Here is a 15111-nt window from a genome sequence, read left to right as displayed (position 1 = left end):
CATGCACAGCGGACTGCCCGGCTACGCCGAACTGCACTGTCTGTCGGCCTTCAGTTTCCAGCGCGGTGCTTCGATCGCCGAAGAGTTGTTCGCGCGCGCTGCCGGCCAGGGCTACCGCGCGCTGGCGATCACCGACGAATGCTCGCTGGCCGGCATCGTGCGCGCCTGGCAGGCCGCGAAGACGCATGGCGTGGCGCTGATCGTCGGCGCAGAATTCCAGGTCGAGGATGGGCCGAAACTGGTACTGCTGTGTACCGATCAGGCCGCCTATGCCGGGCTGTGCCAATTGATCACCACCTGCCGGCGGCGCGCGGCCAAAGGCGAGTACCGTTGCCTGCGCGAGGACCTGCTCGGCCTGCCCGACAGCCTACTGTGCCTGTGGCTGGACCGGCAACCGGCCGCCACCGACCTGGAACTGCTGCGCGCCGGCTTCGATGATCGCCTGTGGCTGGCGGTGGAACTGCACCACGAACACGACGACACACGCCGCCTGCAGCAGCTGCAGGCCTTCGGCGAACGCCATCGCCTGCCACTGGTGGCCAGTGGCGATGTACACATGCACGTGCGTCGCCGCCGTGCCCTGCAGGACACGCTGACCGCGATCCGCCACCGCTGCAGCGTGGCCGAAGCCGGTTGGCGCCTGTTCCCCAACGGCGAACGCCACCTGCGCCCGCGCAGCGCGCTGGCCCAACTGTATCCCACCGAACTGTTGGCCGAGACCCTGCGCATCGCCGAGCGCTGCCACTTCACGCTGGAGCAGCTGCAGTACACCTATCCGCGTGAGCTGGTGCCCGAAGGGCATGATCCGGACAGCTGGCTGCGCGTGCTGGTCGAGCGCGGCATCCCGTGGCGCTGGAAAGACGGCATCAAACCAGCACAACGCACGCAGATAGAACACGAACTTGCGCTGATCAAGCAGAAGAACTACGCCTCCTACTTCCTCACCGTGCAGGACATCGTGCGCTTCGCGCGCAGCCAGGGCATCCTCTGCCAGGGCCGTGGCTCGGCTGCCAACTCGGCGGTGTGCTTCGTGCTGGGCGTGACCGAGATCGACCCGGCGCGCAGCAATCTGCTGTTCGAGCGTTTCATCTCCGCCGAGCGTGACGAGCCACCGGATATCGATATCGATTTCGAGCACGAGCGTCGCGAGGAGGTGCTGCAGTACGTGTTCAAGCGCTATGGCCGCGAACGTGCTGCGCTGACCGCGGTGGCGATCAGCTACCGCGGCCGCAGCGCGATCCGCGACGTGGCCCGTGCGCTTGGCCTACCCATGGACCAGGTGAACGAACTGGGCGCGGCGATGGACCACTGGGGCGGCCACGTACCGCTGCCGGAGACCCTGCGCGAACGTGGTTTCGATCCGGACACGCCGTTGATGCGGCGGCTGCTGGCACTGACCGCCGAGCTGATCGACTTCCCGCGCCACCTGTCGCAGCATCCGGGCGGTTTCGTGATCTCCGAGCACCCGCTGTCGACGCTGGTACCGGTGGAAAACGCGGCGATGGCCGACCGCACCGTCATCCAATGGGACAAGGACGACCTGGATGCCACCGGCCTGATGAAGGTCGACTGCCTGGCACTGGGCATGCTCACCGCCATCCGCAAGTGCCTGGCGATGCTGCAGCAGCATGGCCTGCACGAAGGACGCATGGATGCGATTCCTCCCAAGGATACGAAGACCTACGACATGATCTGCGCCGCCGACACCATCGGCGTATTCCAGATCGAGTCGCGCGCGCAGATGGCGATGCTGCCGCGCCTGCAGCCGCGCACCTTCTACGACCTGGTGATCGAAGTGGCGATCGTGCGCCCTGGCCCGATCCAGGGTGACATGGTGCACCCCTACCTGGAACGGCGAAGGATCCTGCGCGAGCAGGGTCCTGACGCGTTGAACGATCCAGACAATCCACTCTATCCAGCGCGGCTGGAACGCGTGTTCGCGCGCACCCTCGGCGTGCCACTGTTCCAGGAACAGGTCATGCAGTTGGCGGTGGAAGCGGCCGGCTACACGCCGGGTCAGGCCGATGCCCTGCGCCGCTCGATGGCGGCGTGGAAGCGCCGTGGCGGCCTGGAACCGCATCGCGAGAAGCTGCTGGCCGGCATGCTGAAGAACGGCTTCAGCCGCGAGTACGGCGAGCACCTGTTCGAACAGATCAAGGGCTTCGGTGACTACGGTTTTCCGGAAAGTCACGCCGCCAGCTTCGCCCTGCTGACCTATAACAGTTGCTGGCTGAAGTGCCATCACCCGGCCGCGTTCACCGCCAGCCTGATCAACAGCCAGCCATTGGGTTTCTACAGCCCCGACCAGCTGCTGCAGGATGCGCGCCGGCATGGCATCCGCGTGTTGCCGGTGGACGTGCGCCACAGCGACTGGGACTGCACGCTGGATTTCAGCAAGGGGCCGGCCGCGATCCGGCTCGGCCTGCGCCTGGTCGATGGCTGCAACGAGCCCGCCGTGCAGGCCATCATGCGCGAACGTGCGCGGCGCCCGTTCGACGATGTGGGTGACCTGTGCCAGCGCACCGCCCTGGACCGCCGCCAGCAGGGCCTGCTGGCCGATGCCGGGGCGCTGCGTGGGCTCAGCGGCCATCGCCATCGTGCACGCTGGGATATCTCCGGCGTGGAGAACCGGCTGCCGCTGTTCGACCAGGCCCGCGCCACCGCCGAAGCCCGCGTGGCGCTGCCCCTGCCCAGCGCCTGGGAAGACATGCAGGCCGATTACCGCAGCACCGGCACCACGCTGGGCCGCCACCCGATCTCGTTCCTGCGTGCGCAACTGCGCAGCCGTGGCTGCCTGGATGCCGCACAACTGGCGGCCCACGGCCATGGCCGGCGCGTGCGCATCGCCGGCCTGGTGCGCATGCGCCAGCGCCCGCAGACCGCCAGTGGCGTCACCTTCCTCACGCTCGAGGACGAGACCGGCATGGTCAACGCCGTGGTCTGGCGGCACCTGGCTGATCGCCAGCACCGGGTGCTGGTCGATACCCAGCTGATGCAGATCGATGGCCGCCTGGAACGCGTCGATGGCGTGCAGCACGTCATCGTGCAGCGCATGCACTGCCTGGATGAACTGCTGCAGGGACTGCGCAGCCACAGTCGCGATTTCCACTGATACCGGGAAGGACGACGTAACGGCTACTGGGTGATGGCTACTGGGTGATGGCGTTCGGGTGATGGCGATTGGGTAGAGTCGACTGTTAGTCGACTGCTGTTCGATCAGGTCGCGGAAATTCCCGCGCTGACGCGCGCAAGTCGACTAACAGTCGACTCTACCCGGCCGGCTCTATCCATCCCCTTTTGCATCCGCTATCGTCGGCACATCCAAGGAAGGACGATCCGATGCCCCGTGCACTGCTGTTGACCACCCTGGTGGTCTCGACCCTTGCCCTGCTTGTTTCCGGCTGGACCGCCTGGAGCCTGCATCGCAGCCAATCGCCACAGCGCATCATCGAGGCACGCGGCCTGGTCATCCACGATGGCAATGGCCAACCGCGGGTGATCCTCGGCGCACCGGTTCCTGATCCGCTCAGCCAAGGCCGCCCCCAGGGACCACGCGCCACCGCGCTGTCCGGCCTGATCCTGCTCGGCCCGGACGGTTCCGAACGTGGTGGCTATGGCACCAGCGACCGGGGTGGCGAAGCGCTGCTGACCCTGGACGACGCCACCGGCACAACCGAAGTATTCAAGGTCGTCGCCAACCCGGACCGCGGCGCCAGCCTGATGGTCAAGCACCAGAACAACACCGGTGCCATGCTCACGTCCTGGCAGGGCAAGCCGGAGCTGATGTTTGTCGATGACAGTGGCCAGTCCTACTACGTCCGCCCCGGTGCCAACGCCGCGCCCTGATCTGCTTCTGTAGCGTCGGGCCCTGCTCGACGCTATACCCCGCACACCGCCGCCAGGTCATCGGCCAATTGCCGCACCTGCGCCGCCCCCAGTGCGGCGCAGGTGATGCGCAGACCATGCCCCGGCGCCGCCACCGCGAACACTTCGCCCGCGCGCACATGCCATCCGCGCGAAGCCAGCGCCAGCACCTGCGGATGGCTGTCGGCCTGCAACGGCAGCCACAGGTTCAATCCTTCCATCGGCAGCGGCGTCAGCATGCCACGCGCGCGCAGCAGTTCCTGCAGCGACTGCAGCCGCTGCTGATAGCGCTCCCCCGCCGAAGCGATCTTCGCCCGCTGCGTCGCCGACGCCAGCACCGAAGTCGCTGCATCCTGCAGCAGGTGGCTGACCCAGCCGGTGCCGGACGCCAATCGCAGCCGCAACCGCGATGCGGTCTCCTCATCGCAGCCCAGCCAGGCCAGCCGCAGGTCCGGACCCAGTGGCTTGGACAACGAACGCAGCAGCGCCCAGCGCCGGCCATCCAGCGGCAGTGCCGAGTGGTAGGCCTGCTGCGAGAGCAGTGCGTAATGATCGTCGATCAGCACCGCCACCTGCGGATAGGCCGCCAGCAACTGCCGCAACGCTCGCGCCCGCTTCGCATCCAGGCTGGCCCCGGTCGGGTTGTGCGCACGCGGGGTCAGCAGCACCGCACGTGCGCCCGCCTCCAGCGCCTGCCGCAGCGAACCGACCTGCATGCCATGCGCGTCCACCGCCACCGGCAACGGCGCGTGGCCCACAGCATTGAGCACATTGAGGCTGCCGAGGAAGCATGGATCCTCCACCGCGATGCGGTCTCCTGGCAGCAACCACGCCGCCAGCAGGCGCTCGATGCCATCAACTGCGCCATGGGTCAGCTCCAACGCATAGCCCTCCGGGCAGTCCGCATCCAGCGAGGCGCGCGCCAGCGCCTGCAACCTCGGGTCGACCGTGCCCACGCCATACAGCCGTGGTGCGGCCGGGGCCAGACGCAGGTTCGGCAGCAGGCGCGGATCCGGATTTCCACCGGCCAGGTCCTGCAGCGCCAGCCCCGGCGTACTGCCCTCGCGCGCCAATGTCGGCGGCAAACCGCGCACCACCGTGCCACGGCGGCCCGCCGTGCTGGCCAGGCCCGCCGCATCCAGGCGCTTGTAGGCAGCGGCCACCGTATTGCGGTTCACGCCCAGCTGCTCGGCCAGTTCACGCACCGGCGGCAGCACGCTGCCGGCCGGCAGGCGGCCCTTGCCGATGCCATCACGGATGCTGTCGAAGATCGACTCGGCGCTATGTCCGGTGATTTTCATTTTGTCCTATGCCAAAATATTTCTTGTCCTGTGCCAGTGTATCCCACCCTGGCCATCCTGCATTGGAGGTGCCCGCATGCCCCTTGCCGCTGCCGACTGGCCCGTCGCCCAGTCCGTTGAACAGATCGCCGCCAACCTGGTCACGGTGCGCCAACGCATCGCCGATGCCTGCGCCCGCGTTGGCCGGGACCCGGCCAGCGTGCGCCTGCTGCCGGTCAGCAAGACCGTCGATGACGCCCGCATCCGCATGGCGGTGGCCGCAGGCTGCCACGAACTGGGCGAGAACAAGGTGCAGGAAGCACAACGCAAGGCCGAAACGATGGCCGACCTGGGCGTGCACTGGTCGGTGATCGGCCATCTGCAGACCAACAAGGCGCGCTACGTGGCGCGCTTTGCCAGCGAGTTCCAGGCGCTGGACAGCCTGCGCGTGGCCGAGGCCCTGCAGCAGCGCCTGCAACTGGAAGACCGCACGCTGGATGTGTTCGTGCAGGTCAACACCTCGGCCGAGCCGAGCAAGTACGGACTGGAACCCGACGCGGTCGAGGCCTTCGTGCAGCAGCTGCCGGCCTTCGATCGCCTGCACGTGCGCGGCCTGATGACCCTGGCCATCTTCACCCCCGACGTCGAGCGCGTGCGCGCCTGCTTCGTGCGCCTGCGCGAACTGCGCGACCAGCTGCAACGCACCGCCCCGCCCGGCCTTGACCTGTCGCAGCTGTCGATGGGCATGTCCGGTGATTTCGAAGTGGCCATCGAGGAAGGTGCCACCGTGGTCCGCGTCGGCCAGGCCATTTTCGGCGCCCGCGCCACCCCGGACAGCTTCTACTGGCCCAACAGTGGAGTTCCGGCATGAAACACGCGGTTGTCCTGCAACACGTTGGTTTCGAAGACCTTGGCACCCTGCAACCGCTGCTGCTGGCCCAGGGCTGGCAACTACAGGTGCTGCAGGCCGGTGTAGACGCGCTCGACCCGGCCGGAGTAGCTGACCTGCTGGTGGTGCTGGGGGGGCCGATCAGCGTCAATGATGTCGATCTCTACCCGTTCCTCAACGACAGCATCGCGCTGCTGCAGCGGCGGTTGCAGCAGCAGCGCCCCACCCTTGGCATCTGCCTCGGCGCACAGCTGATGGCACGTGCGCTGGGCGCCAGCGTCGCGCCCAGTGGCGGCAAGGAGATCGGTTTCGCGCCGCTGCTGCTCACCGATGAGGGCCAGCGCTCACCGCTGCAGGCACTGCAGGGCATTCCGGTGCTGCACTGGCACGGCGAAGCGTTCGAACTTCCAGTCAATGCCCGCCGCCTGGCCAGCACGCCGGCCTGCCGCCACCAGGCCTTTGCCATCGGCCACCACGCACTGGCACTGCAATGCCATCCGGAACTGGATGCCCGCCAGTTCGAGCGCTGGCTGATTGGCCACACGCTGGAGCTGGCCCAGGCCGGCATCAATCCCAATGACCTGCGCACCCAGGCACGCCGCTATGGCGCCCCCCTGGCTGCGGCCGCCACGGCGATGTTCGACCACTGGCTTCACGATCTTCCGGAGACACCACGATGAACTATCGATTGCAGGTCCACCGCAATGGCGCCTACTGGGGCCACTTCGACTGCAGCGGCCCCGATGCACTGCAGCGCATGGACAGCATCGCCGCGCAGCTGCCTGCCACTCAAGGATTCCAGTTGAAGCGGCAGAAAGGTGTCGGCGAAGAGCGCATCCTGTCCAGCAATGCCGACGGTCTGCGCGTGCTGGCCTTGCAGATCCAATACCGCGACATCTGACCCGAAGATGGTAGTGCCGGCTGATGGCCGGCATCCGGATCTGCCGGCCAGCGGCCGGCACTACCCGACGGCATTCCGGCATGCGAAGCTTCACGCATGTTGACCCTGCAACGCGGCAACCACCACGGGCTGCTTGTCGCCCCACGCTGGCCCTCCAACCACGTCCAGATGGAAGCAGAGGTCCTGCAAAGCCTGCTCGACACGCAGGCATTGCTGCCCACCGAACTGCGCCTGCTGGTCACGCGCGGCTTTGAATCCCGCCACAGCCCCCTCGGCGCCTTCCGCCGCGCAGTGCGGCGGCTCGGCATCGCCGTGTTCCGCGCCTGCTACCCGCAGCGCCGCGATGAGGTCGATGCCATCTTCGGTGCCAACGGACACGACATCGATGGCCGCCATGTCGATGTCTCGCTGATGCTGCGGGGGCAGCGCCTGAGGCTGTTGCCGCTGGGCGTGTTCACGCCTCCCCGCTGGCAGGCCCACCGTGTCAACCGCCATGCCGAGGCGATCGCACTGGTGAAGCACAGCCTGCAGCACTGCGGCTTCCAACTGCATCACAACCCGACCGAATCACTTCAGATCCACTGCGACTACCTGGCCCGGTAAGGCCGGCCCCTGGCCTGCAGCGGCGCGCTGCACCACCCGCCATAGGCTGACGCATTCCTTCAGGCAGGCGATACTCGCATCATGTTCGATGTACCTCCCCACCTGCATGGCATCGCCCGTGATCTTCAGCAACGGCTCGATCGCATCCAGGCGCAGCCCAGCAACAACGACTACCGGCTGATGATCGATGGGGAAGTGCTGCGCTTCCCCTATCGCATCTACGCCGACGTCCCGCGCCTGGAACGCCTGGCATCTTCCCTGCAGGGCGATCACCGCCTGCTGTGCCTGTGCCTGGCCACCCGGCATCCCGATGGCTTCCTGCGGCAACGGGCCGTCGAGGCATTGGGGCAAGCATCGGCGCCGTGGGTTCTGGCGTTCCACCTCGCGCTGCTCAACGAATATGTCGAAGAGATCGCGCTGGTGGTCGATCACCATGCCCGGCAGATCGGCCTGGCCGCTTACGCGCCCCTGGTCCGCGAGAACGCCGCCTTCTTCGAGCGATGCATGCAGCGTGCCGCAAGCTATTGGAACGCCTATCATCGACAACGGCATCCCACGCTGCGCACGTTTCCTGCGCACCGCCTGCTGTTGGAGATGCGCCGCACCAGCCGCTGTGGGGGGACTTGAGGATTGATTACAGGGGAAAGAACGGGAAAAAACGGGACGAAATGGGATGAAAGCCCCGCCGTTGCTAGGTTTGCCCGTTCTGAGCGACCTCTATCGATAGATATCGGTAGGTTTGCGAAATGGTCCCGGATTGACCGCCAGAGACACATGAAATGCAAAACGGCCGCCAGAGATGGCGGCCGTTTCATTGGCGTTTGAAGGGGGCTTTAACGGGCCGGTGGCGAGTCGGGCGGATCGCAGGGGGTCTGGAGGCATTCCTCCAGGGTCCGCAGCTGTGCCAACACCTGGTCGAGCTGATCACCGCCCAGGTATTTGAGCGAAGGGGCTTCAAAGCGCACTAGAGCGCGCTCCACTTCGCCCTGCCAGCCGTACCGCGTCGCTATGTCGCGGATCTCGAACCTGGTGCGCGCGCGTCTGAGGTGAGCCGCTGTCACCGGCTCCAGATTCCTTTCGTTCCGAGGATGTCGGGGGATCGCGTCCCCCAAGATTGCCCTCAACTTACCTACCAGTTGACGCTGTTGCTCCATTCGGTGCCCCTGTGGTGATCATCCCGACTGTCTGCCGGGCAAATGGCCGAACCTCGGCCTCCGGCAGTCCTTTTTCCAGCAGCTGCGCCAGGAGAACAAGCGCCTCGCCGTACTGGGCCGGGGCCAGGGCGGCATTTGCGTCATCAAGCGCCTCCTGAAGCAACTGCGCGGCGATCTTCACAGACGCGTGGCGCACCACCTGAGACTGCGGCAAGTCATTGTTTTGACGCTGGATCGGGCCGGAATCCAGGCGCTCCGGGCCCTCTCCGGTGAGAAGCCAGTTGCCGTTCCATCCCTCTTTGACCAGGACAGCCAGGCATTCAGCGCCAATCTCGCGCAGGCCCCGCTCAAACCGCCCGTAGGTGTTCTTTGCAACCCCCATCAGCGCGGCCATGTCCCCCTGGGTACGCAACCCCCGAACGGTGGCCAATCGCGCACCGATCGACAACCAAACGGGTTTCGCGCTTTCTTCCTCGGAAGTGCGAACCGAATTTTCGCGGGCGCTCATCGTTTCGCACTTCCTGTAAGTAATTGTTTCATCAAGGCAAATTCTCTTTGACACCCATTTGTGGTGCGAATGGCGAAGTGCGAAACACAAACGGTTGTTGACAAGCACCCAAATGGGTTTAGCATCTGCCCCGTAGACATCACTCAACGGACAGGTACGAAGTGTCAGCAACGAATGCCCCGAGAAAAGCCAGTCCTGCTACGGACTGGCATCCCGCCGACATCGTAGCGGCGCTGCATCGCAGAAGAATCTCCCTGCGCCAGCTCGCACTACTGAATGGCTACACCAACGCTACCAGCCTCAATACCGCCCTTCGCCGGCCATACCCGCAGGCCGAGGCCCTAATCGCTGAAGCGCTTGGCAAGCCGCCCCAGGCCATCTGGCCCACCCGGTATGACGCCGACGGCAAACCGAACCGTGGCCAGGGAGGGCGCAAGCCGCTGCTACCCCCTGGTGCAAAGCCTAGCAGCCTCCGCGTAGGCCGCAATCCACAAATGGGTGCCTCCCAATGAAGGGTGCATCTATCTACAGCTTCCCCCAGGCGCACTCGCGCCGCCCACCTGCAGGAGACGCAAGGATGAATCGTCACCCCCGCCAGGCCTTCCGCCCGCAAGACTTCTTTTTGACCCCTCAGCCGGTTGCCCAGGTTCCCGGAACCATGGACTTCCGCGAGGCCGTCAGCGTGATGGTCGGCCAGATGCTCGAAACCGCCCATGCCGCTGGGCTGGACCGGTACGAAGTGGCTGCCCGCGCCAGCCGGCTAACCGGCCAGCATGTCTCGAAAGCGATGCTCGACGGCTACACCGCCCCGAGCCGACAGACCTTCAACATCCCCCTGTGGCTCGCCCCGGTGCTGGAAGTCGTGTGCAACAGCGCCGACCTGGCTGGCTGGCAGGCGGACACCATCGGTGGCCAGCTGCTGCTGGGCGCTGACACGCTCGACGCCGAAATCGGGCGGGCGGAGCGCGAGCGAGCCAGCTCGTTGAAGCGGCTTCGTGCCCTCCGCACCCTGAGCGAAAGGAGCGGCGGGTAATGGCAGACGGTTCCGTGCCGAATCGGGGCAGCATCGATCTGGCTTCGCTGGCCAGTGCCCTCGGCAAGTCCAAGCGCGCGATCGAAATCCGCGCCAACCGCGAAAAGTGGCCATTTGAGTCCCGCACGGTCCGTGGTGGCCAACAGCGCATCTTTGCGGTCTCCAGCCTCCCGCTCGAAATGCAGGCGGCGGTAGCTCTGGCGACGCAGGCCGCTGCGCCTGTAGTTGCCCCGCCCACACCCCGGCAGTCCAGCGCGGACGCCATCGCCTCTGCCTGGAAGCGATACGAAGCCGTGCCCCAGCACCTCAAAGACGAAGCGCACCGCCGCCTGCGCGCTCTGCAGGCGGTAGATCAGCTGGTCGCCGATGGCCGGTCAGTCATGGATGCGCGCGCCCTGGTCGCTGCACAACTGCAGCGCGAGAACGTTGGCGGTGCCAGCGTGGCCAGCCTTGGCCGCTGGGCGGCCCTGGTAGCCAAGGTGGAGAAGCACCACCGCCTGGCCATGCTGGTGCCGGCCTACACCGGCCGCACTGCGCGTGTTGAAATCCCGACCGAGGCATGGGATCTGTTCAAGGCGGACTATCTCCGTGTTGAAGCACCCACTGCCAGCAGCTGCTATGACCGCCTGAAGCGCATCGCCGCCATCAAGTCGGAATGGCCGGCACTGCCGTGCTTGAAGACGTTCCAGCGCCGTATCGACGCGGAACTGCCGCGTGCAGTTCTGGTGCTGGCCCGCCAGGGTCAGGAGAAGTTCGATCAGACCTTCCCGACTCAGGAGCGCGACCGCTCTGTGTTCCATGCCCTGGAGGCGGTCAACAGCGACGGCCACAAGTTCGACGTGTTCGCCAAGTGGCCCGATGGCACGGTGGCGCGGCCGATCATGGTCGGCGTGCAGGACCTCTACAGCGGCAAGCTGCTGGGCTACCGCATCGCTGAGACCGAGTCGGCCGACCTGGCGCGCTTCGCGTTCCGTGACGTCATGGAGCGCTACGGCATCCCGTCGAAGGTCTGGCTGGACAACGGTCGCGGCTTCGCCTCGAAGATGCTCACGGGCGGCACCAAGAACCGATTCCGCTTCAAGGTCCGCGAGGATGATCCGACCGGTGTCCTGACCGCAATGGGCTGCGAGATTCATTGGGCCACGCCGTACCACGGCCAGGCCAAGCCGATCGAGCGCGCATGGCGTGACCTCTGCGACCGCATCGCCAAGCATCCCGCGTTCGCGGGTGCCTACACCGGCAACAAGCCTGACGCCAAGCCGGAGAACTACGGCAGCAAGGCGATCGCCCTGGACGAATTTGTCAGGGTGGTCAACGAGGAAATCGCCGCGCACAACGCCCGCGAAGGTCGGCGCACCCGTACCGCTGCTGGCCGCAGTTTCGACGCCGCGTTCCATGAGAGCTATTCCAAGGCGCCGATCCGCAAGGCCACGCCCGAACAGCTGCGCGAGCTGCTGCTGTCGACCGACGTCGTGATCGGCGACCGCCGCGATGGCTCGGTGCGCCTGTCCGGCAACCGGTACTGGAGCGAAGCCATCGCCCCTTACGCGGGCCAGAAGCTGATGCTGCGGTTTGACCCGGAACAGCTTCACCAGGCGGTGCAGGCTTACACCCTGGCCAACGTGTATATCGGCCAGGCCGAGTGCATCGCAGCAGTCGGCTTTGCTGATACCGGCGCAGCCCGCGAACACGCCCGCGCCAAGAAGAACTATCGCACGGCCACCCGCAAGCAGTTGGACGCCGAGCGTCGGATGGAAGTGTCCAAGGTCGCCGCCCAGTTGCCCTCGCCGATGCCCGAAGAACTGCCGCAGGCGGGCGTTATCGCGCCGATGTTCGGCCGCCGCAAGACAGCGCGTACCGAGGAAGCCGAACGCATCGTGCAGCAGCGCACCGGCACCGACGACAACCAGACGGCCTTTGTGTCGCTGATGGACCGCATGCAGTCCGAGCAGCAGCGCAACAGCCTCTGGAGCGCAACCGATGGGGAGGCCTGATGAAAACGAGCCTCGCCACCGGCTACCAGCGGCGCCAAGCGTACCTGCAGCGCATCCGTAACGAGGGATCACACCCGCCCAGGCACCAAGCGCAGCTGCGGCTGCGCTCCGGTGTCGATAACCGAATCCGGCCCAAGGCCACAGAGGCTGGCGGCGGTGTCATCCGCCGCAAATCAAGACTGGCCTCGCTGAAACGTCCGCCCCTTCCACCTGTCTCCCCGCTGCACCCGCACCAATCCAAGGAACCGCTCACGATGAACCTGGCCGTCACCTCTATCACCCCCGAAGAACTGAATCCCGAACAGCTTGCCGACCTGCGGGAACGGCTGCGCATCACGTTGCAGGAAGACACCAACCTCAGTCAGGCCCGACTGGCGCGCGAGTCGGACCTCAGCAGCGCCACGCTCTCCCAGTTCCTGGGCGGCACCTACGCCGGCAGCCAGCAGAACGTGGCCCGGAAGCTCTCTGGCTGGCTCGCGTCCCGCGATGAGCGCATCAGCAACGGCGCCCTCCCCGAAGGCCCGGACTATGTGCGCACCCCGACCAGCGAGAAGCTCCGCGCCGTGCTGCAGTACGCCCACATGGCCGGCGACATCGCCGTCATCGCGGGCGGCGCCGGCCTCGGCAAGACGGTCACGAACAAGCGCTATGCCGCCGTCAACCCGAACGTCTGGCACGTTGAACTGACTCCAGCGACCGGTGGCGTGTTGACTTGCCTGCAGGAGATTGCCGGCGTCATGGGTCTGCGCGACCTGGTCAACACCGCCGCCTACATCCAGCGCGCCATCTTCCAGAAGGTCCGCAACACCAACGGCCTGCTGATCCTGGATGAAGCGCAGCACCTGACCGTGCAGGCGCTGGACCAGGTCCGCGCGATCAACGACCAAACCGGCATCGGCCTGGTGCTTGTGGGCAACGAGCGGGTGATTTCGCAGATGACCGGCGGCAACCGTGCCCCGTTCCTCGACCGTCTCTACAGCCGCGTCGGAAAGCGCTTGATTGTCCACAAGGCGGTCAAGGGCGATGCGGACGCAATCATCGACGCCTGGAACATCACCGACACCAGCTGCCGCGAGCAGATCCGCCAGATCGCGGATCGCCCCGGCGCCCTGCGCGTGCTGAATAAAGTTCTGCGCCTGGCAGCGGTCTACGCCAAGGCAAAGAAGGAGCCCATGTGCTGCGAGTCGATTCGCTATGCAGCGCAGGAGCTTGGGGGTTTCGCCGCATGAGCGCGCAAATTCCCCGGATTACCGCCGACCTGATTAGTGCCGTTGCAGGCATCAGCCAGCTCGACCGCAAAGAAGAGTTGCCCCTGCGCTGCCACGTCATCCAGGCAATCGCCGATCGCGGCGCCCAGGTTGACGCCCTGACGGTCGGTGAGTTGCTCCAGCTCGCCAACCAATCCAAAGCCCACGCCACCGTACAGAGAGGGTTCCCCGCATGAACAACTCCACCAAGGCAATGCCGACCTTTGATGACCTGTTGAAGACCGCCCAGGGCGCCGTTTCCCAGCTCGCCGGCCATGGTTGCGTCCCCCGGTCCATCTCAATCACTGGCGGAAAGCCGCTGATCGTGATCGACCCGCCGCGTGACCACGCTTTCCTGGCTGGCGTGCAGCACGTCCGTAAGGGTGCGGGCCAGATGGTCCAGCGGGCCGTGATGGCCGCGCCCTTCTTCGGGTGTCAGATCGAATGGGAAGTCTGTTCCCTGGCCATCCAGACCCGCCACTGAGCCAACACCGAACTGAGACTCAAAATGAACAACACCCCCTTCACTGACGAACAGCAAGCAGAGGTGCGGCGCCGCATCGTCGCCACCGCTCATGATGCCGGCGGCATGCTCACGGCAGCCCAACTGCGCGATGCCCTGGAAGACGTGCCCGCAGCAGAACGGGCCTGCGCAGTGCTCAAGCTGCAGCATCAGGGCGAACTGGAGACCACGGGCACAGGGGGCGCTGCGATCCACTCCCTGGTCCGCCTTGGTCAGGACGCGGCAACGGTCGCAAGCGCAGCCCCGTTTGCCCTGGAAAAGGCAAAGGTCACGATCAAGGTGCCGGCGCTCATGTCCCCGAGCGCGAGCCGGCAGGATGACCCAATTGCACTGCGCAATCGCATCAACGCCATCACCCAGGACCTGGACGAAGTGCTGGTCGACGCCTGCAGCAACGAACTGCCACACAAGGCGATCCAGCATCTGCTGGACGCAAACCGCGCGGCCCGTGCAGCAGCCGACACCGTTACCCGCTGATCACGAAATGGAGACCAATACCATGCACGCCGCGACCATTCCCGTCGGCTACAGGCAGGACGCCAGGGGCAACCTGGTGCCGGAGAAGAACATCCGTCCCATCGACCAGGCACGCGATGACCTGGTTGAAGAGCTGGTTACCGAGGCCAAGCGCCTGCACGCGCTGCTGGCGGCGTTCAAGCTGCGCGCGCATGCGGACATCGCTGCCTTCGTCCAGCTGAGCGCCGAGCAGTACCGCGTGGTGATCGGCGGCAAGAAGGGCAACGTGACCCTGATGACGTTCGACGGGCGCTACAAGATCATCCGCCAGATCCAGGAGAGCATCCGGTTCGATGAGCGTCTGCAGGCTGCCAAAGCGCTGATTGATGATTGCCTGATCGAGTGGACCGAGGATGCAAGCCCTGAGATCCGGGCGATCATCAATGACGCCTTCCGCCTGGACAACCAGGGAAACATCCGCACGGGTCAGGTTCTGTCGTTGCGTCGCCTGAAAATCGAGGACGACCGCTGGCAGCGGGCGATGGAGGCAATCGGTCAAGCCGTCCAGGTGGTGGGAAGCAAGTCCTACGTGCGCGTCTACGAGCGCGACGACAAGGGCAAGTATCAGCCCATCACCCTCGACATGGCGGGGGTGTGAC

At 65.8% G+C, this 15111-nt stretch carries 17 protein-coding genes; 15 read left to right on the top strand and 2 right to left on the bottom strand.

What is annotated here, in order from left to right; all coding sequences use genetic code 11:
• Nucleotide 1 precedes the first annotated feature (1 nt).
• Nucleotides 2–3112, top strand: a complete 3111-nt coding sequence (locus D7Y61_RS15380; protein WP_180867450.1) for an error-prone DNA polymerase — start codon at nt 2–4, stop codon at nt 3110–3112.
• Between the two features lie 227 nt (nt 3113–3339).
• Nucleotides 3340–3846 carry a hypothetical protein gene (locus tag D7Y61_RS15375; protein ID WP_180867447.1) on the top strand — a complete coding sequence of 169 codons (507 nt, stop codon included), beginning with the start codon at nt 3340–3342 and terminating at the stop codon, nt 3844–3846.
• Nucleotides 3847–3878: 32 nt separating this feature from the next.
• Here the strand turns inward: D7Y61_RS15375 and ptsJ are convergent, their stop codons facing one another.
• A complete protein-coding gene (gene ptsJ, locus D7Y61_RS15370) occupies nt 3879–5165 on the bottom strand; it encodes a transcriptional regulator PtsJ (protein ID WP_180867445.1) in 1287 nt (428 codons plus the stop codon).
• A 76-nt stretch (nt 5166–5241) separates the two neighbouring features.
• Between ptsJ and D7Y61_RS15365 the strand changes: the two genes are divergently transcribed.
• The 5 genes from D7Y61_RS15365 (at nt 5242) to D7Y61_RS15345 (ending at nt 8164) form a co-directional block, all read left to right on the top strand.
• Nucleotides 5242–6015 (top strand): YggS family pyridoxal phosphate-dependent enzyme, encoded by a 774-nt coding sequence (locus tag D7Y61_RS15365; RefSeq protein WP_180867442.1) that lies wholly within the window; start codon nt 5242–5244, stop codon nt 6013–6015.
• A complete protein-coding gene (locus tag D7Y61_RS15360; protein ID WP_180867439.1) occupies nt 6012–6713 on the top strand; it encodes a glutamine amidotransferase in 702 nt (233 codons plus the stop codon). The genes D7Y61_RS15365 and D7Y61_RS15360 overlap by 4 nt, the downstream gene beginning before the upstream one ends.
• Complete coding sequence (locus tag D7Y61_RS15355) at nt 6710–6934, top strand: hypothetical protein (protein WP_180867436.1); 225 nt, start codon at nt 6710–6712, stop codon at nt 6932–6934. The genes D7Y61_RS15360 and D7Y61_RS15355 overlap by 4 nt, the downstream gene beginning before the upstream one ends.
• Nucleotides 6935–7030: 96 nt before the next feature.
• The gene (locus tag D7Y61_RS15350; protein ID WP_180867434.1) at nt 7031–7537 is read left to right on the top strand and encodes a hypothetical protein; all 507 of its coding nucleotides are present in this window, start codon (nt 7031–7033) and stop codon (nt 7535–7537) included.
• An 81-nt stretch (nt 7538–7618) separates the two neighbouring features.
• Nucleotides 7619–8164 carry a hypothetical protein gene (locus D7Y61_RS15345; RefSeq protein ID WP_180867432.1) on the top strand — a complete coding sequence of 182 codons (546 nt, stop codon included), beginning with the start codon at nt 7619–7621 and terminating at the stop codon, nt 8162–8164.
• A gap of 498 nt (nt 8165–8662) precedes the next feature.
• On the opposite strand, the gene D7Y61_RS15340 is transcribed toward D7Y61_RS15345, so the two are convergent.
• A complete protein-coding gene (locus tag D7Y61_RS15340; RefSeq protein ID WP_180867430.1) occupies nt 8663–9199 on the bottom strand; it encodes a helix-turn-helix domain-containing protein in 537 nt (178 codons plus the stop codon).
• Nucleotides 9200–9360: 161 nt separating this feature from the next.
• On the opposite strand from D7Y61_RS15340, the gene D7Y61_RS15335 reads away from it, so the two are divergent.
• From D7Y61_RS15335 to D7Y61_RS15300, 8 genes are all read left to right on the top strand, one after another.
• Nucleotides 9361–9711 carry a helix-turn-helix domain-containing protein gene (locus tag D7Y61_RS15335; protein ID WP_180867428.1) on the top strand — a complete coding sequence of 117 codons (351 nt, stop codon included), beginning with the start codon at nt 9361–9363 and terminating at the stop codon, nt 9709–9711.
• A gap of 65 nt (nt 9712–9776) precedes the next feature.
• Nucleotides 9777–10232, top strand: coding sequence for a hypothetical protein (locus D7Y61_RS15330; RefSeq protein WP_180867427.1), 456 nt, complete (start codon nt 9777–9779; stop codon nt 10230–10232).
• A complete protein-coding gene (locus D7Y61_RS15325; protein WP_180867425.1) occupies nt 10232–12226 on the top strand; it encodes a transposase domain-containing protein in 1995 nt (664 codons plus the stop codon). The genes D7Y61_RS15330 and D7Y61_RS15325 overlap by 1 nt, the downstream gene beginning before the upstream one ends.
• Nucleotides 12226–13455 (top strand): AAA family ATPase, encoded by a 1230-nt coding sequence (locus D7Y61_RS15320; protein ID WP_180867422.1) that lies wholly within the window; start codon nt 12226–12228, stop codon nt 13453–13455. The genes D7Y61_RS15325 and D7Y61_RS15320 overlap by 1 nt, the downstream gene beginning before the upstream one ends.
• Nucleotides 13452–13670, top strand: a complete 219-nt coding sequence (locus D7Y61_RS15315) for a hypothetical protein (RefSeq protein WP_180867419.1) — start codon at nt 13452–13454, stop codon at nt 13668–13670. The genes D7Y61_RS15320 and D7Y61_RS15315 overlap by 4 nt, the downstream gene beginning before the upstream one ends.
• On the top strand, nt 13667–13957 hold the full coding sequence (locus D7Y61_RS15310; RefSeq protein WP_180867416.1) for a hypothetical protein: 291 nt from the start codon (nt 13667–13669) through the stop codon (nt 13955–13957). The genes D7Y61_RS15315 and D7Y61_RS15310 overlap by 4 nt, the downstream gene beginning before the upstream one ends.
• 24 nt (nt 13958–13981) lie before the next feature.
• On the top strand, nt 13982–14473 hold the full coding sequence (locus tag D7Y61_RS15305; RefSeq protein ID WP_180867413.1) for a hypothetical protein: 492 nt from the start codon (nt 13982–13984) through the stop codon (nt 14471–14473).
• A 22-nt stretch (nt 14474–14495) separates the two neighbouring features.
• The gene (locus D7Y61_RS15300; RefSeq protein ID WP_180867409.1) at nt 14496–15110 is read left to right on the top strand and encodes a DUF3164 family protein; all 615 of its coding nucleotides are present in this window, start codon (nt 14496–14498) and stop codon (nt 15108–15110) included.
• The last annotated feature ends 1 nt before the right edge of the window (nt 15111 follow it).

Source organism: Stenotrophomonas maltophilia (genome assembly GCF_013464485.1).
In the GTDB taxonomy this organism is placed as follows: Bacteria; Pseudomonadota; Gammaproteobacteria; order Xanthomonadales; family Xanthomonadaceae; genus Stenotrophomonas; species Stenotrophomonas maltophilia_AW.
The sequence above is the reverse complement of the archived record's forward strand: the minus strand, read 5'-3'. Positions and strand labels throughout refer to the sequence as shown.